Annotated in this window: 20 protein-coding genes and 1 pseudogene; 11 read left to right on the forward strand and 10 right to left on the reverse strand. The window is 62.1% G+C overall.

The window, feature by feature from the left end:
* Positions 1 to 71: 71 nt before the first annotated feature.
* The 7 genes and pseudogenes from B0G76_RS34190 to mnmC form a co-directional block, all read right to left on the reverse strand.
* Positions 72 to 596: an SET domain-containing protein gene (locus B0G76_RS34190; RefSeq protein WP_120297221.1), complete on the reverse strand. Its 525-nt coding sequence runs from the start codon at positions 594 to 596 to the stop codon at positions 72 to 74.
* Between the two features lie 220 nt (positions 597 to 816).
* Complete coding sequence (locus B0G76_RS34195) at positions 817 to 1,929, reverse strand: NADH:flavin oxidoreductase/NADH oxidase (RefSeq protein WP_120297222.1); 1,113 nt, start codon at positions 1,927 to 1,929, stop codon at positions 817 to 819.
* 72 nt (positions 1,930 to 2,001) lie between these two features.
* Positions 2,002 to 2,715, reverse strand: a complete 714-nt coding sequence (locus B0G76_RS34200) for a glutamine amidotransferase (RefSeq protein WP_120297223.1) — start codon at positions 2,713 to 2,715, stop codon at positions 2,002 to 2,004.
* Between the two features lie 128 nt (positions 2,716 to 2,843).
* Positions 2,844 to 3,482, reverse strand: a complete 639-nt coding sequence (locus tag B0G76_RS34205; RefSeq protein WP_120297224.1) for a MarR family winged helix-turn-helix transcriptional regulator — start codon at positions 3,480 to 3,482, stop codon at positions 2,844 to 2,846.
* 536 nt (positions 3,483 to 4,018) lie between these two features.
* Positions 4,019 to 5,134 (reverse strand): YbdK family carboxylate-amine ligase, encoded by a 1,116-nt coding sequence (locus B0G76_RS34210; protein WP_120297225.1) that lies wholly within the window; start codon positions 5,132 to 5,134, stop codon positions 4,019 to 4,021.
* 128 nt (positions 5,135 to 5,262) lie between these two features.
* Entirely contained in the window at positions 5,263 to 6,468 is a 1,206-nt protein-coding gene (locus B0G76_RS34215; RefSeq protein WP_120297226.1) for a cation:proton antiporter, read from the reverse strand.
* A gap of 848 nt (positions 6,469 to 7,316) precedes the next feature.
* Positions 7,317 to 9,283 (reverse strand): annotated as a pseudogene (gene mnmC, locus B0G76_RS34220) (bifunctional tRNA (5-methylaminomethyl-2-thiouridine)(34)-methyltransferase MnmD/FAD-dependent 5-carboxymethylaminomethyl-2-thiouridine(34) oxidoreductase MnmC).
* Positions 9,284 to 9,698: 415 nt separating this feature from the next.
* Between mnmC and B0G76_RS34225 the strand changes: the two are divergent.
* Complete coding sequence (locus B0G76_RS34225; RefSeq protein ID WP_006050811.1) at positions 9,699 to 9,977, forward strand: HU family DNA-binding protein; 279 nt, start codon at positions 9,699 to 9,701, stop codon at positions 9,975 to 9,977.
* A gap of 126 nt (positions 9,978 to 10,103) precedes the next feature.
* On the opposite strand, the gene B0G76_RS34230 is transcribed toward B0G76_RS34225, so the two are convergent.
* Together B0G76_RS34230 and B0G76_RS34235 are read right to left on the reverse strand one after the other, a co-directional pair.
* A complete protein-coding gene (locus B0G76_RS34230) occupies positions 10,104 to 11,402 on the reverse strand; it encodes a GTP-binding protein (protein ID WP_120297227.1) in 1,299 nt (432 codons plus the stop codon).
* A gap of 143 nt (positions 11,403 to 11,545) precedes the next feature.
* Positions 11,546 to 11,992, reverse strand: coding sequence for a lytic transglycosylase domain-containing protein (locus B0G76_RS34235; RefSeq protein ID WP_120297228.1), 447 nt, complete (start codon positions 11,990 to 11,992; stop codon positions 11,546 to 11,548).
* A gap of 514 nt (positions 11,993 to 12,506) precedes the next feature.
* On the opposite strand from B0G76_RS34235, the gene gspD reads away from it, so the two are divergent.
* The 3 genes from gspD to gspF are packed head-to-tail and all read left to right on the forward strand — an operon-like array spanning position 12,507 to position 17,570.
* The gene (gspD, locus tag B0G76_RS34240; RefSeq protein ID WP_120297229.1) at positions 12,507 to 14,819 is read left to right on the forward strand and encodes a type II secretion system secretin GspD; all 2,313 of its coding nucleotides are present in this window, start codon (positions 12,507 to 12,509) and stop codon (positions 14,817 to 14,819) included.
* A 41-nt stretch (positions 14,820 to 14,860) separates the two neighbouring features.
* On the forward strand, positions 14,861 to 16,348 hold the full coding sequence (gene gspE / locus B0G76_RS34245; protein WP_183082309.1) for a type II secretion system ATPase GspE: 1,488 nt from the start codon (positions 14,861 to 14,863) through the stop codon (positions 16,346 to 16,348).
* Positions 16,349 to 16,352: 4 nt separating this feature from the next.
* Positions 16,353 to 17,570 carry a type II secretion system inner membrane protein GspF gene (gspF, locus tag B0G76_RS34250; protein WP_120297231.1) on the forward strand — a complete coding sequence of 406 codons (1,218 nt, stop codon included), beginning with the start codon at positions 16,353 to 16,355 and terminating at the stop codon, positions 17,568 to 17,570.
* A 71-nt stretch (positions 17,571 to 17,641) separates the two neighbouring features.
* Here the strand turns inward: gspF and B0G76_RS34255 are convergent, their stop codons facing one another.
* Positions 17,642 to 18,055: a type II secretion system protein N gene (locus tag B0G76_RS34255; protein WP_120298024.1), complete on the reverse strand. Its 414-nt coding sequence runs from the start codon at positions 18,053 to 18,055 to the stop codon at positions 17,642 to 17,644.
* A 244-nt stretch (positions 18,056 to 18,299) separates the two neighbouring features.
* Here B0G76_RS34255 and gspG point away from each other — a divergent pair, with 244 nt between their 5' ends.
* The 7 genes from gspG (at position 18,300) to B0G76_RS34295 (ending at position 24,242) form a co-directional block, all read left to right on the forward strand.
* Entirely contained in the window at positions 18,300 to 18,764 is a 465-nt protein-coding gene (gene gspG / locus B0G76_RS34260; RefSeq protein ID WP_120297232.1) for a type II secretion system major pseudopilin GspG, read from the forward strand.
* A 135-nt stretch (positions 18,765 to 18,899) separates the two neighbouring features.
* Complete coding sequence (locus B0G76_RS34265; protein WP_120297233.1) at positions 18,900 to 19,478, forward strand: GspH/FimT family pseudopilin; 579 nt, start codon at positions 18,900 to 18,902, stop codon at positions 19,476 to 19,478.
* A 1-nt stretch (position 19,479) separates the two neighbouring features.
* Positions 19,480 to 19,896 (forward strand): type II secretion system minor pseudopilin GspI, encoded by a 417-nt coding sequence (gspI, locus tag B0G76_RS34270; RefSeq protein WP_120297234.1) that lies wholly within the window; start codon positions 19,480 to 19,482, stop codon positions 19,894 to 19,896.
* Positions 19,874 to 20,551 (forward strand): type II secretion system protein J, encoded by a 678-nt coding sequence (locus tag B0G76_RS34275; RefSeq protein ID WP_120297235.1) that lies wholly within the window; start codon positions 19,874 to 19,876, stop codon positions 20,549 to 20,551. The genes gspI and B0G76_RS34275 overlap by 23 nt, the downstream gene beginning before the upstream one ends.
* A 697-nt stretch (positions 20,552 to 21,248) precedes the next feature.
* Entirely contained in the window at positions 21,249 to 22,292 is a 1,044-nt protein-coding gene (gene gspK / locus B0G76_RS34285; protein WP_409076778.1) for a type II secretion system minor pseudopilin GspK, read from the forward strand.
* 28 nt (positions 22,293 to 22,320) lie between these two features.
* Positions 22,321 to 23,742 carry a type II secretion system protein GspL gene (gspL, locus tag B0G76_RS34290; RefSeq protein WP_120297237.1) on the forward strand — a complete coding sequence of 474 codons (1,422 nt, stop codon included), beginning with the start codon at positions 22,321 to 22,323 and terminating at the stop codon, positions 23,740 to 23,742.
* Positions 23,739 to 24,242: a type II secretion system protein M gene (locus B0G76_RS34295; RefSeq protein WP_120297238.1), complete on the forward strand. Its 504-nt coding sequence runs from the start codon at positions 23,739 to 23,741 to the stop codon at positions 24,240 to 24,242. The genes gspL and B0G76_RS34295 overlap by 4 nt, the downstream gene beginning before the upstream one ends.
* Positions 24,243 to 24,257: the final 15 nt, after the last annotated feature.

The raw sequence follows: 24,257 nt of genomic DNA on the forward strand, positions 1-24,257 counted from the left end.
TCCGCAGCGGCCCAATGCGCCGCCGCGGGCTGCTTGAAGTTCACTTGCGTTCAACTCAGGCAGCCCGCGTTTCATTTCTTCTTCGCTTTTTTCTCGGTCGCCTTCACTTTCTTATCCGACTTGTCGGACCTGGAAGCGCCCTTCTCTTTCTCCGGCGGAGCCAGCATCGTGCCGCGGCACTTGCGCGCGCCGCAACGGCATTCGTATTCCTTCTTGAGCTTCTTGGTCTGGCGCGCGTCGATGACGAGGCCATAGTCGTAAAAGACTTCCTCACCCTCGGCGATATCGCGCAACGCGTGCACGTACACGTGACCATCGATCTCTTCGGCTTCGCAATTCGGCGCGCACGAATGGTTGATCCAGCGCGCGCTGTTGCCGTCCACCTTCCCGTCGATCACTTTGCCGCTATCGAGCGCGAAGTAGAACGTGTGATTTGGTTCGTCCGGATTATGCGGATGACGGCGCAACGCTTCTTTCCAGGAGATCCGCTCACCCTTGTATTCGATCAGCCGTTCGCCGGCCGCAATCGGCTCGGTGGCAAACACGCCTTTGCCGTGCACACCCGAACGGCGCACGGCGATCCTGCGTGAACTCATTGAATGAATCCTTGTGAAGAACTGGGGGTGAAGATCCGGCAGCCGTCAAAAATGCCCGCATCTGGCGCGCTGCTTTTTCTGACGCGGATAGCAAACGCGGCGCCTTGCGAGCGCCGCGTCGACCTGCGACGCTCATGCGCCACATCCGGCATCCTACACGCTCAAGACGGCTTCCTTCAACCGTCAAAAAGACGTGCGCGCATGAGGCGCATTGGCAAGTTCACCGTTGTCCGAACGAAATCTCACCGAACAGTGCCTTTTGGTCGCGCGGTTGCGAGCGCCAGTACTGCGGCGGCGCTTCGACCGTCGCGCCCAGTTGCGCCGCGGCGTGCCACGGCCAGCGCGGGTTGTAGAGCAGCGCGCGGGCCAGCGCGATCAGATCCGCATCACCCTCCCCGATAATTTGTTCGGCATGCAGCGGATCGGTAATCAGACCCACGCCGATGGTTGTGAGGCCGGTGGCCTGTTTGACCGCCCTCGCGAAAGGAATCTGATAACCCGGCTCAAGCGGAATCTTCTGCAACGGCGAGACACCGCCGGACGACACGTCGATCCAGTCGCAGCCGCGCTTTTTCAACTCCTGCGCGAACACGATCGTGTCCTCGAGTGTCCAGCCGCCTTCGACCCAGTCGGTCGCCGAGACCCGCACGCCGACCGGTTTGTCGGCGGGAAACGCGGCGCGCACGATATCGAAGATTTCGAGCGGAAAGCGCATGCGATTTTCTAGGGAACCGCCGTAGTCGTCGCTGCGTTGATTGGCGATCGGCGACAGGAATTGATGCAGCAGATAGCCGTGCGCCGCGTGTATTTCCAGCGCATCGACGCCGAGACGCGCGGCGCGGCGCGCGGAAGCCGCGAACGCTTCGCGAATCCGGTTCAACGCGGGTGTGTCGAGTGCGAGCGGCGGCTCTTCACCCGCCTTGTGCGGCAACGCCGACGGCGCATTCGGCAGCCAGCCGCCTTGCGAAACCGCAATCAGCTGGCCGCCTTCCCAGGGCGCCTGACTCGACGCTTTGCGCCCAGCATGCGACAACTGCATTGCAACGCGAATGTGCGAATGCTTGCGGATCGCGGCCAGGACCGGCACCAGCGCAGCTTCGGTGGCGTCGTCCCACAGTCCGAGATCACCGGGCGTAATGCGGCCATCCGGTTCCACGGAGGTCGCCTCGATGCACAGCATGCCTGCACCGGATAGCGCGAGACTGCCAAGATGGATCATGTGCCACGCCGTAGCCTCGCCACGATCGGCGGAATACTGGCACATCGGGGAGACGACGATACGATTGGGAAGCGTCACGCTACGCAGCGTGAGCGGAGAAAAAAGCGCGCTCATGGATTACGCCCAGTAGAAACCCGAGAGCGAACGAGCATAGCACCGCGGGTAATTATCTGCAGGCAGCCCAGGTCAGGGTTTCGGTTCGACCTGATCGAGCCACTCGCCGAACATCCGGCGGGCGGCCGCTTCCAGCACCGGACCCAACTGCGCGGTCTCAGCCCGCAACTGACGCGCATCGATACCATGGCCGGCAACCTCACCGGCATTGCCGATCAGCCAGGGCTCGAACCGGTCGGCGCGAATCTCAGGGTGACATTGCAGACCCAGCACGTGGCCGCCCCATGAGAATACCTGGTTTTCACAGGCAGGCGTCGAGGCGAGACGTGTGGCGTTGTCGGGCAATTCGAAGGTGTCGCCGTGCCAATGCAGCATCGACGTGTGCACGCCATCCAGATGACGCAGCGGTGACGCACGGCCGGCATCGGTGAGCGTAAGCGGTGTCCAGCCGAGTTCGGTATGGCCTGCGGGATAGACCCGCGCACCGAGCGCACGCGCGATCAACTGCGCGCCAAGACAGATGCCGAGCGTCGGCAAACCGGCGGCAATGCGCTTTTCGATCATGGAAAGCAACGGGACGAGCGTTGGGTAATGCGCGTCGTCGGTTGCACTGATCGGGCCGCCGAGTACGACCATGAGCGATGCGGCAACCGGATCCGGCGCTTCGATACGGCCAAGGCCGACGTCGAGATAACGCACCGGCCGACCACGCTCCCCGAGCTCCAGTTCAAAACTACCCAGATCCTCGAAGTGCACATGGCGAATGGCCAGAACTTCGCGATTCATCAGCCCGTCCCACCTTCAGGTTGACTTAAGACTTGCCGATACACGGCGCGAACCGTCCGGCGGACGGCAATCGCCGCCCGCCGGAACACGGCTTCGCAGTGTAGCGGATTGTCCCGGAAGAAATCGCCTTACAGGGCGAAGATCTTCCAGGTCTTCTTCTGGGTGGCGACGTCAGCCGCTTCGTACACCGAGCAATCGAGACGCAAATCCGTGTCCGACATGTTCATGTCGAGCAGCGCGCAGTGATGCGGCGTCTTCTTCGGATTCTTGCTCGGCTCGAAGTGCGTGCAGCTCAGGCACATGCGATGCGGCGGAATCGTGCCTTGCGCTTCCAGTTGGTGGATGGTCTTCAGCAGCGTGCGATAGAACAGGGTCTGCTCTTCGTCGCGCAGCGTGCCGACCGCTTTGGCCAGAAAGTCCGGCCATTGCGCAGCGCGCTTCGCGGCGGTGCGGCCACGCGCCGTCAGACGGACCGCGAGGGCGCGGCCGTCGTCGAGGGCGCGGCGTTTTTCGACCAGGCCTTTGGTCTCGAGCGTACTCACGGCATCGCTGGTGGTCGCGGCGGTCAGCGCCGTTTCGCGGGCGATTTCGCCAAGACGCATCGGGCCCTTGCGCTGCATCAGCAAGACCAGGATTTCGCCCTGGGTCGGCGTCAGGCCTGCGCCTTCCGCCCATTCCCAAGCCTGGCTCCGCATGGCCGTGCTCAATCGCAATAGGCTGTGGGTCACTCGCCCGGTTGCCTTTTCTCCGTATACGCCTTCGCTCATAATCTTCGTTTGGTTTATTAAAGCTTGCGTGCGATGCCGGCAAACCGCTGCCGAACACGCCCATAGCCTGTGTGGGGTAGCCTCGCCCAAAAGCAGACGAGACGGTTTCTACTATCTCAAAAATTTACCGCCTTGCCAGCCAAAGACGGCGGAAACGACATTCTATGCGAGACCGGCCAATCGTACAGCTAAGTTATCCAATGCAAGTTGTGGATAACCATGGGAAAACACCGGGGATGACGTGTGTGCCGATTCTGGATAAGCAACCAGCCTCCTCCACCCTTACCGAAGTTGTCCTTGTTTACCGGCGCCGATGCGCCTCGGATCAGCCCAGTTATGGTTTACGTAGCACTTTGACTTTGCAGGGAATTATTCAGTTGTCCACAGGCAGATGCAATGCTTGTTAACTACTACTACGTTTGTATACGTAAACTTTAGAAAAATCTAAAGCCCCCCGAGCTGGAAATTTATTTATGAAAAAAACCCGCACGAAGCGGGTCTTCCTTACGGTTTAACGTAAGCAATCCTGTATCTGGCTAGGCTCGCCATTGCAGACACTGCTGCCTTACGGCTTCGTGCAAGGACTTTTCCCGCCCGAAGACGCCACGCAGCCATGTCGCGTCATTGACCTGACCGCGCGCAATCGCGCCGATTTCGGCGAGCGCGTTGCCTGAACCCAACGCTTCGGCATGCGGAGCAATCAAATCCAGCGTTTCGAGGATGTCTTCGGAAATCGTCTTGCGTTCGCTCGTTTGCGGATTGATGCAGTTGCCGGCCGGACCAAAGCGGCATGCCTCGAACCGGTTGAACGTGTAGACGAGGTAATCGTCTTCCTTCGGTGTGATCGGCTTGTCGAGCAACAGGTGCCGTGCAAGCGTCTGGATGTAGCAGGCAATCGCCGCGGCGCGATCCACTGAAAACGGCGTGTCCATCACGCGCACTTCGATCGTGCCGAAACCGGGCTTCGGCCGGATGTCCCAGTAAAAATCCTTCATGCTGTTGACCACGCCGGTGTGGACCATCTTCGAGAAATATTCCTCGAAGCTGTCCCACGTCAGCACGAATGGCGCACGGCCCGACAGCGGGAACGCGAACACGGAATTCAGTCGTGCCGAATGAAAACCGGTGTCGACGCCTTGTACGAACGGCGACGAAGCGGACAACGCGATGAAATGCGGAATGAAGCGCGACATGGAGTGCAGCAGATACAGCGCGCTGTTCGGATCCGGACAGCCGATGTGAACGTGCTGGCCGAACACCGTAAATTGCTTGGCAAGATAGCCGTACAACTCGGAAAGATACTGAAAGCGCGGCGTATCGACGATCTGCCTTTCGCTCCATTGCTGGAACGCGTGCGTGCCACCGCCGCACAAGCCGACGTTCAGATGGTCGGCCGCGGAAACCAGCGTGTCACGAATCTTGCGCAAATCGGTCACGGCCTGTTCATGCGTCGTGCAGATACCGGTCGACAACTCGATCATGCTTTCGGTGATTTCCGGCGTGATGTTGCCGGGGATTTTTTCATCCTTGATGAGGCGCATCAGATCCGAGCCGGCTTTGGTCAGATCATAGTCGTGCGTATTCACGATCTGCATTTCGAGTTCGACACCGAAAGTGAACGGTTTCGAATCGATGAAGGGTTCGAGTGACATGGCGTCCCCTGAGTCAGGTCGGCCGGTGCGTTTCACATGTCTGTGTCACGCACCCGGCCGTTTTTGAATCGAATAAGTTGGATAAAGCGTGCAATTCGAGCGCCCGAAGCATCGAGCAGCAGCGCGCGCTACTCCTCGCGCCGTTCGGCCACGAGCGCCAGGCTGCGATAGACGAGCCATGGCCCGAGAATCTGCAGCACGAAAATCGAACACATGACGACCGCGCGCAGTTGCGGATCGAAATTCGGATAAAGGCTGTAGGTATCGTCGACAAGCAGATACGCCAGCGCTGACATCGGCGATAGCGACAATCCGAGGGCCATGCCCTGTTTCCAGTTCAAACCACTCGGCTTGGCGAAGGCCATCACACCCACCAGTTTCGCGACCAGACGCGCAACAATCAGACCCAGCGCCGCGACTCCGCCTAACGCGATGTCTTTCCATTCGAATGTAGTCAGCGTCAGCACGAACAGAATCACGGTCAGCAACCAGCCAGCCGTGCCGAAATGCTCCGGCCACAACTGCGGACGCGCTTCAAGATTCTTCACGATGATGCCTGCGGCCAGCAACGCAAGAATGGTGGAAAGCTTGAACACATGCGCCACCGCAATGGCCAGCAGCACGAGGCCGAACAGCGCGACAAACGAATGCTCGTCCTGCATGTTCAGGCGGCGATAAAAAAACGTGCAGGTGCGCGCCAACAGATAGGCCAGCACGAGCGAGCCGACCAGCAGATAAAGCGGCTGCAGAATCGTCGCGTAAACGTTGCCGTAGACCTCCTGATGCAACCAGCTCGATACGAGCTTTTCGATCACCACCGCGTACATGCTGTTCAGCGCGGTCAAGGTCAATAAACGTTGGGTCACCTGACCTTCCGCGCGCAGCTCGGTTTTGAGCTGGATCACCATCGCAGGCGACGTTGCCATGGCAATCGCGGCGAGCACCGTTGCCACCATCAGCGGCACTTTGAGAAACAACAGAACCGGCAAAACGAGCGCGAACGTCAGCGTGGCTTCAGCGACGCTCGACAGAATCAACCAGGGATTGCGGCGAATCCAGCGCAGGTCGAGCCGGCTGCCCAGTTCGAATAACAACAAACCGAGCGCCACATCGAGCAACGGCCGCGCGGCGCTCGCGGCATCAGCGTCGATCACGCCGAAACCGGCTGCGCCCGCTATCAGGCCAATGACCGCATACCCGGAAATACGCGGCAAACGCCATGCGCGATAGCAAAGCTCACCACACAGGCCTGCGGCGAGCAAAGCAAGACCAGCCCAAAAAATAGCGTCGGGTGTGAGCGGCCAGGCGGGAAAAAATGAAAACGCCGACTTCATCGTGATGGGTTCTCCTTGGCAGCAACGGCAGACGACACGAACCGGCGCAAAAATACCGGCGAGCGGATGAGCGCATGAGGCGCTCACTGTCGCGATCGCTTCGCGTGACCCGCGTTGCGAGTTTTCAACGATCGGATGATCTGAACGCGCCGCAGCCGCATGGAGCCCGGCACATTCTGGGGTGCGGCCGAAGTAACCGGCCCGGCACGGTGAAAGAACGCCGTCGACTTTGAATCAGATTCTGATTGAGCCGCACCGTTCCATTGCAGCGTGTGCCGCCAAAGGCGAGGCACGACGCGGAAAAGAACGGCGATTGTGCCATAGCTTTTTCAGACTCGACCGAAAAGACAGGAACATGCAGGCAAAACGGTAAAAACGTACGTTATCTTCGCAAGATGAGGAAAAAGCGACCGTTTTGAGAACGGGTCGGGTTCTCATAGGGTACCGATTCAACGTTGCAGAAGCGTTTTTTTGGGATGTTGCCGGAGGTTTTTTCTATCCGTTGCACCTGGGGTTCGAGCTCGACGATTGCGCCCGAACTCGCGACGGCTCTTCTGTTTACCGGTTTACTGTATGTATACGTAGTAACAGTTAACAAGGTGCCTCGTTTTCTGTGGATAACCCCGGTTTACCGAATCAATTCATCGGGTTGCCGCTCGCATAACAGGATGTACAGCGTGTGCGGCAGCGGCGCGTAGTCGAGGGTAACTTTTGGCGATTTTCGGCGGCGGCAAAGTTACCCCGTTTACGTCCACAACGGTTCCACATGAGTTACGCCGGTAAACGGCGCGGTTATCCACACGTTTCGGTGGATAACTTTTCTCGTCAGCGAGGTTCAGCGCGCACGGTTAACCGGCCGTGCCATGGCGCAACGCGCGTAAGAGGAAGCGAGCAGGATCGATGTCTTCGGCCAACTCCCGTTCGAGCGGCCACGGCTCGCCTTCGATCTGCGAAGCGATCAACTCGGCTCCCAGCGCCGCCCATACCAGGCCGCGCGACCCATAAGCGAATGCACCGTATAAGCCGTCGACGCGCGGCAAATCGAGCGGCCATGCGCCACGCAAGCGCTGGGCGTCGTGCGTCGAGGCGGCTTCGTCGGCGAAATTGCCGACCATGGGCATCCGGTCGCTCGTCACGCAGCGAAACGCGACGCGCCCGCCAAGCGCCGCCGCGCGAGCCGGATCGACGATGCCGTCAAAGGCCGGCAGCATCTGCGCGACACGCTCTAGATTTTCCCGATGGCCATCCGGTCGCAGCGAGGTGTCAGGGTCGTCGAGTTCGTAGGTCGCGCCGGTCAGCGTGACGCCGTCGGCGAGCGGGACGGCGTAGCCTTCGCCTATTACCGGCATCGCGAGCGGAGGGACGGTGCCCGGTGGCAGCAACGTCAATTGGCCGCGGATGCTGCGAGTCGGTGCGTGCTGCAAACCGGCGATGCGCGCGGCGTCGTGTGCGCTCGCGACAATGACGACCGGCGCACGCGCAACGGCCTGCCCTGCTGCGTCGAAAACGGACCATTGATTGCCGGACCGCTCGAGGCGCGTCACCTCTACGCCGAAGCGGCGTTCGAGCAGCCCGCCCGCCGCTGCGCACTGCGCGGCGCAAAGCGACGCCGGGTCGATCCAACCACCGTGCGGAAAGAGCCAGCCGCTGCGCGCGAGCGGCATGCCCGCGAGTCTTTGTGCTTCGGCGAGCGATACGGGCGTCACGTATTCAGACGGGTAACCGAACGCCGCGATGGCCTCGCTCATCGAGCTTGCTTCTTCGTCGTCCGCGGCGATCTGCAAGAGCCCGGCGCACCGCGCAATGGACGGTGACCCAGCCGCTCGAGTGCTGCCCAGCGTCTGAGCGTGTAGAGAAAGCCCGCGCGCGTGACGCGCGAAGCGACACTGTCGTCGCGCGAGATCATGGGATGGAACACGCCGGCGGGGTTGCCCGAGGCGTCCTGAGCCACCGACGCGTGCCGCTCCAGCGACGTGACTCGCCAACCCCGCGAGGCCAGACGCTCGATTACCGCGCAGCCGGCGAGCCCGGTGCCGATTACGATCGCGTGCCGTTCGTCGACTTCGAGCGGCGCGGGCGGTTCATAGCGGCGCACGCGCCAGCGTGGCGCGAAATGGCCAACCAGCATCGCACGTTTCCAGCCGAAGCCGTCCACTTTTTGGTACACAAAGCCGTTTTGCGTCAACGCACGTTTGATCTCGCCGGCGCTGCTATAGGTCGAAAACGTGGCACGTTCACCGGCCATCCGGGCGAGCGCTTTGAAGATCGCAGGCGTCCACATTTCGGGGTTTCTGGCCGGCGCGAAGCCGTCGAGATAGAACGCGTCGGCGCGCAACCGCAACGCCGGCAAGCTGTCCACCGCGTCGGCGAACACGAGCGTCAGCGTGATCCGTCCGCCCTCGAATTCGAGCCGGTGCATGCCGGGGACGAGCATCGGCCATTCAGCGGCCAGCGTTTCCGCCAGCGCGGCGATTTCCGGATCTGAAATCGTCGTCGCATAAACGCTGCGCAAATCGGCTTGAGTAAACGGATGCTTCTCGGTCGACACAAAATGCAGCCGCTCGCAGTGCGCCGGATCGGCTCGCCAGGCAGCCCAGGTCGTCAGGAAGTTGATGCCCATGCCGAAGCCGGTCTCGAGCACGGTAAAAATGCGGCGCCCCTGCCACCGCTCCGGCAGCCGGTTACCGCGAAGGAAGACATATTCAGCCTGTTCGAGACTGCCGACGGCGCTGTGATAAATGTCGTCGTAGAACGGGGAGAAAGGCGTGCCGTTAGCGCGAAATGCGAGGACGGCGGGGATCAGCGGATCAGTCATGCGCGGCGGAAAATGACGCTGGAAAGAGCGGGTCAGAGGTTACCGCCGGCGCGCGCAGCTCGCCAGGCGGCGAAAAAGACGTGCGCAACGTTGGCAAAAACCAACGCTAAGCCCCGTCCATACTGGGTTTCAGCCTTCGATTGAGGTCCGCGAAGAGGAAAAAGAAGGGTTTCCCCCCGGTATCGGCCCCAGAACCGCTTAATTCTTTGAAACCCTTGTCCTGATTGGGTTTGCGCTGCGCTATCATAGCAAGCGCCGCGAAGGGAGCGGCAGCACGGCCGCGGGGCAGTCAACTGCCACGCGCTAATTGTCCGGAGGGGATCCGGAGCCGCAGCTGCTCGACGGCGCGGCCCGCGCACGTATAATCGGCGCGTTCGCGCTGTTCGTGTCAACCTAAACTCAGAAAGGAACCTTAATGAACAAACAGGAACTGATCGACGCCGTCGCAGGACAGACCGGCGCCAGCAAGGCTCAAACCGGTGAGACGCTGGACACGTTGCTTGAAGTGATCAAGAAGTCCGTGTCGAAGGGTGACGCGGTCCAGTTGATCGGCTTCGGCAGCTTCGGTTCGGGCAAGCGCGCAGCACGTACGGGTCGTAACCCCAAGACCGGCGAGACTATCAAGATCCCGGCCGCCAAGACCGTCAAGTTCACGGCTGGTAAGGCGTTCAAGGACGCAGTCAACAAGCGCTAAGCAGATTACTGCCTGGCAGTTGACACCCGCCAACGGCGGGTTTTTTTTTCGTCTGCGATTTGTGGTTTAGCCGCGATGCCAATCGCGGCTAAAGCTCTCGGCACCGGGTGGAGATACCGCTCAAGCTCAATCGTGACGATGCACGATTTCGCCGTGACCATGGCCCTCATGATCACGATGATCGTGGTCGTCCTCGTCGAAGTCCCATGCCGGGAACGGATCGGCGAAGTGTTGCCATACTTGCGGACCCGCCGCATATTCCTCATCGGTGACGAGGCACGCGTCGAACTTTGCTTTCCAGACAGTCGGGTCGATGCCGACGCCGATCATCACCAGTTCCTGACGACGATCGCCGATGCTCAGATCGTCCGGATCGCCGTACCAGTCGGCGGCAATTTCGGCGGCCAGCTCATCATCGCCGTCCGGCCATTCGCTGCGATCCTGAGCGGCCCACCACATCCCCGCCGGACCATGCCGGCAAGCGCCACCCGCCTGCGATAGCGAACCGGCAATGTCGTTACGCGTGGCGAGCCAGAAGAATCCCTTGCTGCGCAAGACGCCCTTCCACTCCTGATGCAGCAGCGCCCATAGGCGCTCCGGGTGAAACGGCCGCCGCGCGCGATAAATGAAATTGCCGATGCCGAATTCGTCTGCCTCACCGTGATGCGCATGGCCGTGTTCATGTTCATCATTAAGCGACGCCAGCCAGCCCGGCGCACTCGATGCCTCGTCGAAATCGAAACGCCCGGTATTCAGCACTTCGGCCAGCGGCACTTCGCCGAAGCGGCTCACCACCTGCACGGCACGCGGATTGACGCGAGCGAGGATGCGCTGCAAACGCGTGAGTTCATCGGCGCTCACCAGATCGGCCTTGTTCACCACCAGCACGTCGCAGAATTCAATCTGCTCGATCAGCAATTCGACCAGCGTCCGATCGTCCTCTTCAGTCGCGGCGATACCCCGTTCCGAGAGCGCCTCGGCTGAACCGTAGTCGCGCAGGAAGTTGAACGCGTCGACCACTGTGACCATCGTATCGAGCCGCGCGACATCGGACAGCGACGCGCCGTCGTCGTTGACGAAGGTAAAGGTTTCGGCAATCGGCATCGGCTCGGCCACACCGGTCGACTCGATCAGGATCGCGTCGAAGCGCTTTTCGGCGGCAAGCCGCTTGATCTCGACCAGCAAGTCATCGCGTAACGTGCAGCAGATGCAGCCGTTCGACAGTTCGACAAGCTGCTCTTCGAGATGCGAGAGCGCGGCGGCGTCGCGCACGAGCGTTGCATCGATATTGACGGCCGCCAGATCGTTGACGATCACGGCGACACGCAGACCGGCACGATTCGCGAGGATGTGATTCAGGAGCGTGGTCTTTCCGGCGCCCAGAAAACCGGAGAGCACGGTGACGGGCAATAGCGGCTGGTTCATCGCAGTACGGGAAGACAAGAGGATTGGAGGGCGTGCCGGGCTTGGGGTCGCATGACTCCGGGGCCAGAAGAAGGCCGAACGCCGACGGCAGCACGAAGCCGCATTGTGCATCAAACGGGGAACCGCCGGGCGGCGGGGACTGCTCAGTGCCCAGCCGGCATCAGATTCCACTTGCGCAGGATTGCGGCGATCTGCTGCGCGTATTTGTCCCGCAGCGCCGGCGTTTCGGAGTGGTACGCGCCGACCGCCTGCCAGGTATTGCCATACTTATTCATCTGGCGGCGCAGATGCCATGCTGCTATGTAGACGTTCTTGCAAGGCTCCATCAACGTGCCCTGCGAGATGCCGTATTGCGCGAGCACGGGCAGATGGATCGAGTTGATCTGCATGACGCCGTAGTCGGTCGAGCCGTTGGCGTTCTTATGTTGCGCGTCAGGCCGATTGTGCGACTCCTGCCACGCAATTGCGCGCAGAATCAGGGGGTTGACCTTCTGATACTTCGCCGCCTCGTCAAAGCAATCGGCGTGTGCCTGCCCTGCTGCGATCAGCATGGCAAGTCCTGCGGCGACGGTGACGAAGGTTCTTTTCATCAGTCAAGACGACTAAACAAATCACAAGGGTAAGGTCTGGTAAGGCAATGCATCAGCCATAATTCAGCCGCTGGGAGCCGGTGAGGCTCACTGGCCGGGCCTTTGTCGGGCATCGGGGAAAACCCGCCTCAGCAGGTCGCGACCAGGACCTCGAACGGCTCGTATCATACCGGCAGGCTTATATGCGTCAAGTTGGCTGACCGACATAATCGAGCGTAAAACGAAGCGTTTCTGCGGCTTAGCACACAGAAGCCATTTGCTTTCAATTGCTTGACAGTTTGTGACGGTCTTTAGAGTAATCGCACGGGCTGGTTCTTTTGTGACAAATCCGACATGAAAAACTGTTACTGTTCATTTTTTTTGGACATTGGATGTCTGGCATCCGGGGCGTTGACCGCTCGTGAGGCCGGCTGGCAGACCGACAGGGCGGCGGCTTGCTCAAATGTTCGCACTGCATGACCGTCGACGGCTGCGGCCGTTGGCATCGATCCCACATTCCATGAGAAGAAATCGTATGGCATTGCGTCGCGTCGCAACGGCGCTGCTGGTGGCTGGATTGATCACCGCGCAGACAGCACAGGCTCAGGTGACACTCAACTTCGTGAACGCCGATATCGACCAGGTGGCCAAGGCGATCGGCGCGGCGACTGGCAAAACGATCATCGTCGATCCGCGCGTGAAGGGTCAGTTGAACCTCGTGTCGGAAAATGCGGTGCCTGAAGATCAGGCACTGAAGACCCTGCAATCCGCTTTGCGGATGCAGGGCTTCGCGCTGGTGCAAGACCACGGCGTGTTGAAGGTGGTGCCCGAGGCCGATGCCAAGCTGCAAGGCGTGCCGACCTATGTCGGCAATACGCCGGTTGCGCGCGGCGATCAGATCGTCACGCAGGTGTTCTCGCTGAAGAACGAATCGGCCAATAACCTGCTGCCCATCTTGCGGCCGCTGATCTCGCCAAACAATACCGTGGCGGCCTACCCGGCCAACAACACGATTGTGGTGACCGACTACGCCGACAACGTGCGGCGTATTGCGCAGATCATTGCGGGTGTCGACACGGCCGCGGGCCAGTCGGTGTCGGTGGTGCAGTTGAAGAATGCCAACGCAATCGACATCGCCACGCAACTCACCAAGATGCTCGACCCCGGCGCGATCGGCAGCACCGACGCGACGCTGAAGGTGTCGGTCACCGCGGACCCGCGCACCAACTCGCTGCTGATCCGTGCGTCGAACGGCGGCAGGCTCGCGTCCGCGAAGCAGCTGGCGAAAGAACTCGACACGCCGACCACCATGCCTGGCAACATGCACGTCGTGGCGCTGCGCAACGCGGACGCGACGAAGCTCGCGAAGACCCTGCGCGGGATGCTCGGCAAAGGCGGCGACACCGGCTCATCGGGCGGCTCGAACGAAGCGAATTCGTTCAATCAGAACGGCGGTGGTGGATTGGGCGGCAATTCGACGGGCACGTCGGGTACACCGCCGCTGCCATCGGGTGGACTCAACAGCAGCGGGGGGGCGTCGCCGTTGGGTGGCAGCGGCGGCGGATATGGTTCGAGCGGCGGTTCGGGTTCAGCCGGCCTGCTCGGCGGCGACAAGGACAAGAGCGACGACAATCAGCCGGGCGGCATGATCCAGGCGGACTCTGCGACCAACTCGCTGATCATTACGGCGGCTGAGCCGGTGTACCGCAACCTGCGAGCGGTGATCGACCAGCTCGATGCGCGGCGCGCGCAGGTCTATATCGAAGCGCTGATCGTCGAGTTGAATTCGAACACGAACGCCAATCTCGGCATTCAGTGGCAGGTGGCGAACAATTCGATTTTTGCCGGTACCAATCTGGCGACTGGCTCTGGCAACAGCATCATCAATTTGACGGCTGCGGCCGCGGCGACTGGCGCTACCGGCGGTCTCGCCGGGGCGCTCGCAAGCAATGGGGGTATCCAGCAGGGGCTCAACGTCGGGTGGGTGCACAACATTTTCGGTGTGCAGGGACTCGGCGCGCTGCTGCAGGCGTTGTCGCAGACCGCCGACGCGAACGTGCTGTCCACGCCTAACCTGATTACGCTCGACAACGAGGAAGCGAAGATCGTCGTCGGTACGAACGTGCCGATCCAGACGGGTTCGTATTCGAACCTCACGAGCGGCACCACGAGCAACGCGTTCAATACGTTCGACCGCGTCGACGTCGGTTTGACGCTGCATATCAAGCCGCAGATCACGGACGGTGGGATTCTCAAGTTGCAGCTTTATACCGAAGATTCGGCGATCGTGAACGGCACGACCAACGCGGCGACCAACCCGGCCGGCCCGGAGTTCACCAAGCGTTCGATCCAGTCGACGGTCCTCGCCGATAACGGCGAGATCATCGTGCTGGGCGGTTTGATGCAGGACAACTACCAGGTCAGCAACAGCAAGGTGCCGCTGCTGGGCGATATTCCGTGGCTCGGCCAGTTGTTCCGCTCGGAACAGAAGACTCGCCAGAAGACCAACCTGATGGTGTTCCTGCGCCCCGTGATCATTACCGATCGCGATACCGCACAGGCCGTGACGGCGAACCGTTACGACTACGTCCAAGGTGTGACGGGCGCGTACAAGTCGGACAACAATCTGATCAAGGACAAGGACGATCCGGTGGTTCCGCCGATGCCGATTGGGCCGAGCCAGGGTGGGTCGCCGGCAATGAACCTGTTCAATCTCGACCAGATGCGTCGCCAGCAGATGGCGCCGCCGCCGGGTTCCGCTCCGGCGCCGGTCACGAATGGCGGTGCTGTGCAGACGAACCCGGTACCCGCGGCGCCGTCCACAGCGTCACCTGGAGCGCAGCCGTGAGCACGCCGTCCACGCCGCCGTCGGCGACGCGCGTCTCGGCGATGCCGCCCGCAGTCGTGGCGGAGCATGCCGAACGCGGTGCGCCATCGGCGGTCGCCGCGCGTCTCGTGCCCTACGGCTTTGCCCGCAGCGGCCAGATTCTGGTCGCGCATCAGCATGCCGACAGCCTCGAAGTCTGGATCAGCGAACGAACCAGTGACGCGGCGCTTGCTGAAGTCGCGCGCAACTTCGGCGCGTTGTCCGTGACGCGTGTGCCGGCTGACGAACTCGCGCAGGCGATCAACCAGGCCTACGCGCGCCAGGACGGCAGCGCGGCACAAGTGGTTGGCGAAGTGGAAGGCGAAGTCGATCTCTCGCGTTTGATGCAGGACATTCCCGAGGTCGAGGATCTGCTGGAGTCGGAAGACGACGCGCCGATCATCCGCATGATCAATGCGTTGCTCACGCAAGCGGCGCGTGAACAGGCCTCGGATATTCACATCGAGCCGTTCGAGACTTCTTCCGTGGTGCGCTTCCGTGTCGACGGCACGCTGCGCGATGTCGTGCGGCCGAAAAAAGCGCTGCACGGTGCACTGATCTCGCGGATCAAGATCATGGCGCAGCTCGACATTGCCGAGAAGCGTCTGCCGCAGGATGGCCGGATCACGCTGCGCGTGGGCGGCCGTCCGGTCGACGTGCGCGTCTCCACGCTGCCTACCGGCCACGGCGAACGCGCGGTGCTGCGTCTGCTGGAAAAGGACGCATCGCGCCTGAATCTCGAAGCGCTCGGCATGGCGCCCGACACGCTCGTCAAGTTCGACAAGCTGATCGGCAGGCCGCACGGCATCGTGCTGGTGACCGGTCCGACCGGCTCGGGCAAGACGACCACGCTGTATGCGTCGATGTCGCGGCTCGAGACCGCGACGACCAACATCATGACGGTCGAAGACCCGATCGAATACGACCTCTCAGGCATCGGCCAGACGCAGGTCAACGAGCGGATCGGCATGACCTTCGCGCGGGCGCTGCGCTCGATTCTGCGGCAGGACCCGGACATCATCATGATCGGTGAAATCCGCGACCTGGAAACCGCGCAGATCGCGGTGCAGGCCTCGCTCACCGGCCACCTTGTGCTGGCGACATTGCACACGAACGATGCGGCCTCCGCGGTGACCCGTTTGACGGATATGGGCGTCGAGCCGTACCTGCTGGCGTCGTCGCTGCTCGGCGTGCTGGCGCAGCGGCTGGTGCGGCGACTGTGCCCGGTGTGTCGCGAAGAGCGCGTCGAGGAAGATGGCAGCGTGCGCTGGCATCCGGTCGGTTGCGACAGGTGTGGTCAGTCCGGCTACGCAGGCCGACGCGGCGTCTACGAACTGCTGCTGATCGACGACGAGATCCGCACGCTGGTTCACCGCAATGCGTCCGACGCGGAAATTCTGGCTTCGGGCCGTGCTCAAGGCATGCGTACGCTCCGCGAGGATGCGGACCGCTGGCTCGCATCCGGGCTGACGTCGCTTGAAGAAGTGATCCGCGTGACGGGCGGAGCATAAGGTCATGCCGGCATTTCGTTTTGAAGCGATCGACGCGGCGGGCAAGGCGCAAAAAGGCGTGCTCGACGCGGACAGCGCGCGTGGCGCGCGGACCAATCTGCGCTCGCAAGGACTGACGCCGCTCGTCGTCGAACCGGCCGCGACGCGCACGCGAGGCGAGCGCAATCAGCGCTTGTCGCTGGGGCGGCGTTTATCGCAGCGCGAGCAGGCGATTCTCACGCGTCAACTGGCCAGCCTGCTGATCGCCGGCTTGCCGCTCGACGAAGCGCTCTCGGTCCTGACCGAGCAATCGGAGCGCGACTACATTCGCGAGCTGATGGCGTCGATTCGCGCTGAAGTGCTTGGCGGGCATTCGCTCGCGAATGCGCTGACGCAGCATCCTAAAGACTTCCCCGAGATCTATCGCGCGCTGGTGGCCGCCGGCGAACATACCGGCAAGCTCGGTCTCGTGCTGTCGCGCCTCGCTGACTACATCGAGCAACGCAACGCGCTCAAGCAGAAGATCGTGCTCGCGTTCACGTACCCGGCAATCGTGACCCTCATCGCATTCGGCATCGTCACGTTTTTGTTGAGCTACGTGGTGCCGCAAGTCGTGAACGTGTTCGCCAGCACCAAGCAGCAATTGCCCTTCCTCACCATCATGATGATGGCGCTGTCCGGTTTCGTGCGGCACTGGTGGTGGGCCATGCTGATCGGCATCGTTGCGCTGGCGTATCTGGTCCGCTCGATCCTGAAGCAGCCCGGCCCGCGCCTCGCATTCGACCGGTGGCTGTTGACCGCCCCGCTGCTCGGCAAACTCGTGCGCGGCTACAACACGGTGCGCTTCGCCAGCACGCTCGGCATTCTGACGGCAGCGGGCGTGCCGATTCTGCGCGCACTGCAAGCCGCTGCCGAAACGCTCAGCAACAACGCGATGCGCGAGAACATCGACGACGCGATCGTGCGTGTGCGCGAAGGCACGTCGCTATCGCGCGCGCTCGGCAATACGAAGACGTTTCCGCCGGTGCTGGTTCACCTGATCCGTTCGGGTGAAGCGACCGGCGACGTGACCACCATGCTCGACCGCGCGGCCGACGGTGAAGCACGCGAGCTGGAGCGTCGCACGATGTTCCTGACGAGCCTGCTCGAGCCGCTGCTGATTCTGGCGATGGGGGGCGTGGTGCTGGTGATCGTGCTGGCGGTGATGCTGCCGATCATCGAGTTGAACAATCTGGTGCAGTAAGGCGGAGAAGTTCTTCGATTGCGCGGTTGCAGCGGCCGCGCAATCAGCTAAAGCCAGGCAGAGCGCCTGGGTTAGCGCACGTAGATGGTGGGACCTGCCGGATTGGCCGGCAGGAACACTTCGGAATGCGCGCCATTGCGGTCGATGATGATCGAGCGGGGGCGGACTTCGGAGAGTTTGGCGCCTTGCATGAGCGCGCTGCCGAGCGACACTGCACGCGGCGGTTCGCCGCCGACGCTGACGATGGCGGCGGCGCCTTCCCCTAAAGCGAGGATGCCGAACAGATGCACGTCCTGGTTGGCGCTGCGGGTGAGCTGGCCGCCGAACAGCGTGGCGGCCTGTTCGGTCGAGACCTGCGCATGCGCGGCGGCAGCGGGCAACGGCGCGCCGGAAGTCGTGGAGAGCGTGATGACCCAGTAGGTCAGCGTCGCGCAAAACACGGCGAACAGGGCGAGCGACAGAAGGCGGATTTGAATGGCGTTCATGCGTACATTGTACGGACTATTGTGAAAATTGCGTTGAGGGAAAGTGCCCCTGATCTGGCGCTTCGCGCCAAGCCCCGGAGGGGACTTCCTGCGGAGCGGAAACTTGGGGCGGCCCGGCGTTTTCTCGTAACCCTTCAACACCATGACATTAAAATGACCGACCGGGCGCGTTCAATGGCAGCCTGATTGGCTGACAGGCGAATCCCGCCCGATCAAAATTTCACCTGAGAAGAGGTAGCAAGCTATGCAACTGTCGACCACTCGACGTATTGAAATCGCGGGTCCGCGCAGCCGTCTTCAACGCGGTTTCACGCTGATTGAAATCATGGTCGTGATCGCGATTCTGGGCATTCTGGCCGCGTTGATCGTGCCGAAAATCATGAGCCGTCCGGACGAAGCGCGGCGCGTGGCCGCCAAGCAGGACATCGGCACGGTGATGCAGGCGCTGAAACTCTATCGTCTCGACAACGGCCGTTATCCGACTCAGGAGCAAGGCTTGCGCGCGCTGGTCGAAAAGCCGACCACCGACCCGGTGCCGAGCAACTGGAAAGATGGCGGTTACCTCGAACGTCTGCCGAACGATCCGTGGGGCAATACCTATCAGTATCTGAACCCGGGCGTGCATGGCGAAATCGACGTGTTCAGCTATGGCGCGGATGGTAAGCCGGGCGGCGAAGGTAACGACGCCGACGTCGGTTCGTGGCAGTAGTCCGGTAGTTCAGTAGTTTATTAGGCGCCGTTGATTGTCCGGCGCGCCGGATCGCCCTGCTTCCTCGCGATCCACCGCGCGTCTTATCGACTCTTTGTTTTTCTGATCTTTAGTTGATCGTTCGTGGCTGGCACTATGCGACTGTCCGCTTGCAAGTCCCGTGTGGACACGCCGTGTACGGCCTCGCTGCCGGGCACGGCGTGCGACGGCGCACGCGTGCGCGGCCCGCGGGGCGCACGTGGTTTCAGCGCAGGCGGCTCGAAGCGCGCGGCGGGTTTCACGCTGCTGGAAATGATGGTGGTGCTGGTGATCGCGGGCATTCTGGTATCGCTGACAGCGTTGACGATGACCCGCAATCCGCGCACTGATCTGAACGAAGAAGCGCAGCGACTCGCGCTGCTGTTCGAATCGGCCGGCGACGAAGCCCAGGTGCGTGCGCGGCCGATCGCATGGCAACCGCTCGACGGCGGCTTTCGTTTCGATTTGCGTACTGAAGACGGCTGGCGCCCGCTGCGTGACGATCTGCTTGGGCCGCGCAACTGGGAAGGAGGCGTGACCGGCGTGACGATCAGCTATCCGGGTTCGGATTCGCAACCCAGCCGCGTCATCTTCGGTACCGAGGCGATTGACGTGCCCGTGCAGATCACGCTGTTTTCGGCCGCGGGGCGCGCAACGATTGTCGGCACCGGCAATGGCCGCTATGAGGTGCACTGAGATGCGTCGTTGCAGGGACATGGGGGCGCGCGTATCGCAGTGTGGTTCGCAGCGCGGTTTTACGATGATCGAGGTGCTGGTGGCGCTGGCGATCATCGCGATTGCGTTGGCGGCGTCGATGCGCGCGGTGGGGAGTCTCGCGAGCGGCGAAGCCGATCTGCATCGACGTCTGCTGGCGGGATGGAGTGCGGACAATACGCTGGCGCAATTGCATTTGACGCATGGCTGGCCGAACGTCGGCTCGACGAGTTTTGACTGTTCGCAGGGCAATCTGGAGTTGATCTGTACCGAGCATGTGACGGCGACGCCGAATCCGGTGTTTCGTCGAGTGGAAGTGATGGTGACGACGCCTGGGCGTTCCGGCAATCTCGCCCAGATGGTCACGGTGGTCGCGAATGAAAACAACCGTTCGCTCTGAGCGCCGCGGCCGATCGGGCGCGCGTGGTTTCACGCTGATCGAGTTGCTGGTCGCGATTGCGATCATGGCGGTGATTGCCGTGTTGTCGTGGCGCGGGCTGGACCAGATCATTCGTGGCCGCGAGACGATTACGAACGCGATGGAAGACGAGCGAGTTTTCGCGCAGCTATTCGACCAGATGCGGATCGACGCGCGGCAGGCCGCGTCGGACGACGAGTCCGGGCAGGCGGCCATATCGGTCAGCGGCAGCGTGTTGCAGATTGTGCGGGAGATGGTCTTGCCGGGGACGGCGCCGCGATTGCAGGTGGTGCGGTATCGCGTGTCCGAGGGGCGGGTGATTCGGTATGCGTCGCCGCCGCTGGGGAACGTGGGCGAGTTGCGGAGTGCGTTGCGCGGTGGCGAGGGAAATGGCTGGACGGCGGTGCCTTTGATGGGCGGTGTCGGTGCTATTTCAGCTCGTGTTTATGTGCCGAAGGTTGGCTGGACCACGCAGATGAAGGACGTGCAGAGTGCGATTACGGAGAACGATAATAATTTGAAGGTGCCCCAGTTGGGGAATGCGCCGCTGCCGCGGTCGGTGACTGGGCTGGAAGTGAGTATTGGGGCTAAGTCGTTGGCGCGGCCTGTTACGCGGGTTTTTCTCGTCGGAGAATGAGATGAGGGTTTTTTTGTTGTCTCTGCGACGGTCTCGATTTTTGTTGTCTTCGCGACGCTCTGTGTCTGGGCGCCTGCGGCGGTGCTTTTCTTTCTGTTCTTTGTCTGCTCTGCGTTCTAGTCTGCGCTCTTATGGTGTTGGCCTTTCCTTGTTTTCTTGTCGGTCGATTGGCGTTCCCCCTGTGCGGGGGGGCACCTACTTTTCTTTGCCTGCCGCAAAGAAAAGTAGGCAAAGGAAAGCGGCTCAAACCGCTAATGCTAAGCGGGTCCCCCGCACAGCCAACGGTAGTGGTGCATCTGGAATCCGTGCCCTCGCACATTCAACTTTCGTGACAAAGCAGTCATTCGTTCCGGCGGCGCTGCGCGCGCCGAGCGGCAATTCACGAAAAACGGTTGGCGCATCTAATAAGCAGACCCTTCCGGCGAGCGCGCAGCGCGAGGCGGGAAGTATGACTGCCTTGTCACTTCGGGTTGAGGGTACGGGGGCACAGATTCCAGATGCACCACTACCCCCTCCAAGCCAGGGGACCCGCTTAAGAGTTAGCGGATTGAGCTGCTTTCTTTTGCCTACTTTTCTTTGCGGCAGGCAAAGAAAAGTAGGTGCCCCCCCGCACAGGGGGAACGCTAATAGACCGACAAGAAAACAAGGAAAGACCAACACCGTAAGAGCACAGCCAAAAAACCAGCACGGCGCAGCAATAATCAGCGCCCTACTAGTAGTCGCGCTATCAGCGATATTAGTATCGGGCCTACTCTGGCGCCAGCAAGTCCAAATCCGAAGGATAGAAAACCAGCGCCTCCTATCCCAGGCGCAATGGGTCGCCCGCGGCGCACTAGACTGGACACGCCTGATCCTCCGCTCGGAGGGCGACACCTCAGCCGGCATCACCTACCTGGGTGGCCTATGGGGCGTCCCCATCGCCAAAACACGCCTATCGGATTTCCTGGGACAAATCGGCGAAGTCCGGGCCGAACAAGGCCAGGCAACCTACCTCTCCGGCTCAATCGAAGACGCCCAGTCGAAATTCAACCTCCGCAATCTGGTCTCGAGCCCAGCGCCCGGCGTCATGCAACTGAACACGGAACAGATCGGCGCGTATCAGCGCCTGCTCGTATCCCTCGGCGTCAACAGCCAACTGGCGAAAGCCACCGCCGTGCAGGTACGCACAAGTCTCGCGCAATCGGCGACCCGTTTTCAGACGATCACGTCCACCACGGGCTCGGCGGCGACCCCGATCACCGCGGGTGGTGGCGCCACCAGCGGCAGCTTCACTGATAAACCCGGTATCGAAGACGGCGACGACAATGCGGCGGTCGCGCCGCTGCAAATGACCAGCGTCGATTCATTGCTCGATATCCCCGGCTATACGCCGGAAATGGTCGCGCGCTTGCGGCCCTTCGTGACCGTGCTGCCGACCGTGTCGGCGGTCAACATGAATACGGCCTCCGCCGAAGTCGTCGCGGCGATCGTGCCGAGCATGAGCCTGTCCAGCGCGCAAGCCTTCGTCGCCCGCAGGCAGACCGTGTTTTTCCATAACGTCGCCGACGTCCAACTCGCTTTGAACGGCGCCGGCGTACAGTCGGGCTCCATCGACCAGAGTGAGATGGACGTCAATACGAACTACTTCCTGATCCACGGCCGTGTGCAGCACGAACGCGCGGTAGTGGACCGCACGACCCTCGTCTATCGCGACGCTTTGACTCACACAACGCGTATCGTGCGGATACAAGACCAACTATGAATAACGCCTTTCCCAGAGAGAGTGGCCTTTGAGCACGCTGATCGTTCTATTGCCGCCGCGTGATCCGGCGGTCCCGTCGCAGGAATGGCAACTGCCGGAGTTGCCGTTCCTGCTGCTCGACAAGTCGGGCCGTACCCAACGCGCAGGCCGCTCGGCGCTTGTGCTGCTGCCGCGCGCCTCGTCGACGGTGCTGATGGTCGCCGCCCGCGACCTGCTGATGATGCCCGCCAAGCTGCCGCCCTTGCGCGGCCCGCGGCTGCGTCAGGCTTTGCCGAATATCGTCGAGGATCAGCTGATCCAGGACCCGCAAACCTGTCACATCGCCGTCGATCCGCAACCGGTCGCGGGCGGCCAGCAGTTGCTCGCGATCATCGACCGCGGCTGGTTCCGCTTCATCTGCGAAGGCTTTGCCGCCGCCGGCCATCGTAGTCTGCGCGCCGTGCCGGTCACACGCTGTCTGCCGCCAGCCGCCACGCTCGACATCCCCGCCGAAGTCGCGGAAACGGTCAACGCGGGCGAGCCGGTGATGGCGGGCTCCGCCAGCGTGGCGACGTCGTTGCCGGGTGGCGCGCCGGTGGTGGCGCCTGGCGTCGCGTCGGCGGTGCCGATGGTGGCGGCCGTGCTTGGCGCCGTTGTTCAGACCGCGCCCGCCTTGCTGCTCGAAGGCGCGGTCGAAAGCGCCATGACCAACGGTGCGCCACGCGTCGAGCTGGCGATCGCGCGCGGCGCGCAAGGCGAGGGGCTGGCGGTGCCGGCTAGCGCTGTGAACGCGACGCTCGGCGCGCTCGCCGGCGCAGCGCCGGTCTCGCTGCACATGCTGACGGAGGTGCCCGGCAACGAGCCGAGTCTCTCAGCAACCAGCCCGGCGAAGCTCGCCGCCTACGTGCACGGGGCCAGCCCGATGCCGTTCGAGCAACTCGCGCGCCGGGCGCTGGCGTGCCGCTTCGACCTGTGTCAGTTCGAGTTTGCCTCGCAGCCGTGGCGGCTCGACCGCGCGACGCTGCGGCGTCTGCGCCTGCCGGTCATGCTGGCGGTCGGCGCGCTCGTGATCGCGATCGTCGGCGCGAACGTGCAGTGGCTGATGCTCTCGCGCCAACGTGACGCGATCAGCACGCAGATGACCGAACTGCTCCTCAATACCTTCCCCAAGACGACGGTCGTGCTCGATGCGCCCGATCAGATGTCGCGCCAGTTGCAGCAGTTGCGGGTGGCGGCGGGTGAACTGTCGCCGGACGATTTTCTCTCGCTCGCCGATGGCCTCGCGCGCTCGTTGGCGCCGGTGCCGGTCAACGGCATCGCCGCGCTCGACTATCACGACCGGCGGCTCGACGTGACCTTCAAGCCCGAGGTGAAACTCGATGCCGATTTCGCCAAACGCCTCTCGCGCAACGGCCTGACCGGCGCGATCGACAGCAACACCGGCAAGTGGACCATCAGGAACGGACAATGAAAGCTGAACTCGCCCAAAGCTGGGCTGGATTCTGGGACCAGCGCACCGAACGCGAAAAAACGCTGCTGGCGTGGGGCGGCGGGGCGCTGGCCGTGGTGATCGCGTGGTCCGTGCTGTGGGCGCCGGCGCAGGATGGCCGCGCGCGTCTGCATGAATCGCTGCCCAGCTTGCAGCGCCAGTTGGCACAGATGACCGCGCAGTCGAATGAAGCGCGCCAGCTCTCGGCAGCGGCTCAGGGTGTCGCGCCGACCGGCGCCGCGCTGAAGGACGCACTAAGCGCATCGCTCAGCGATCACGGCCTTGCCGCGACCCAGGTGCAGGTGATCGGCAACGCCGTGCAGATCCAGATGAAGAATGTGTCATTCCCGGCGTGGACGAGCTGGGTCGACGACGCGCGCAAGCAGTTCAAGGTGCAGGTTGCCGAGGCGCACGTGACGGCTCTCAAGGAAGACGGCCAGGTGGATCTGACGGCATCGTTGCAGCCGTCTACCGTGAAATGACCGCGCCGTTACAGG

The sequence above is a fragment of the Paraburkholderia sp. BL23I1N1 genome (assembly GCF_003610295.1).
Taxonomy (GTDB): Bacteria; Pseudomonadota; Gammaproteobacteria; order Burkholderiales; family Burkholderiaceae; genus Paraburkholderia.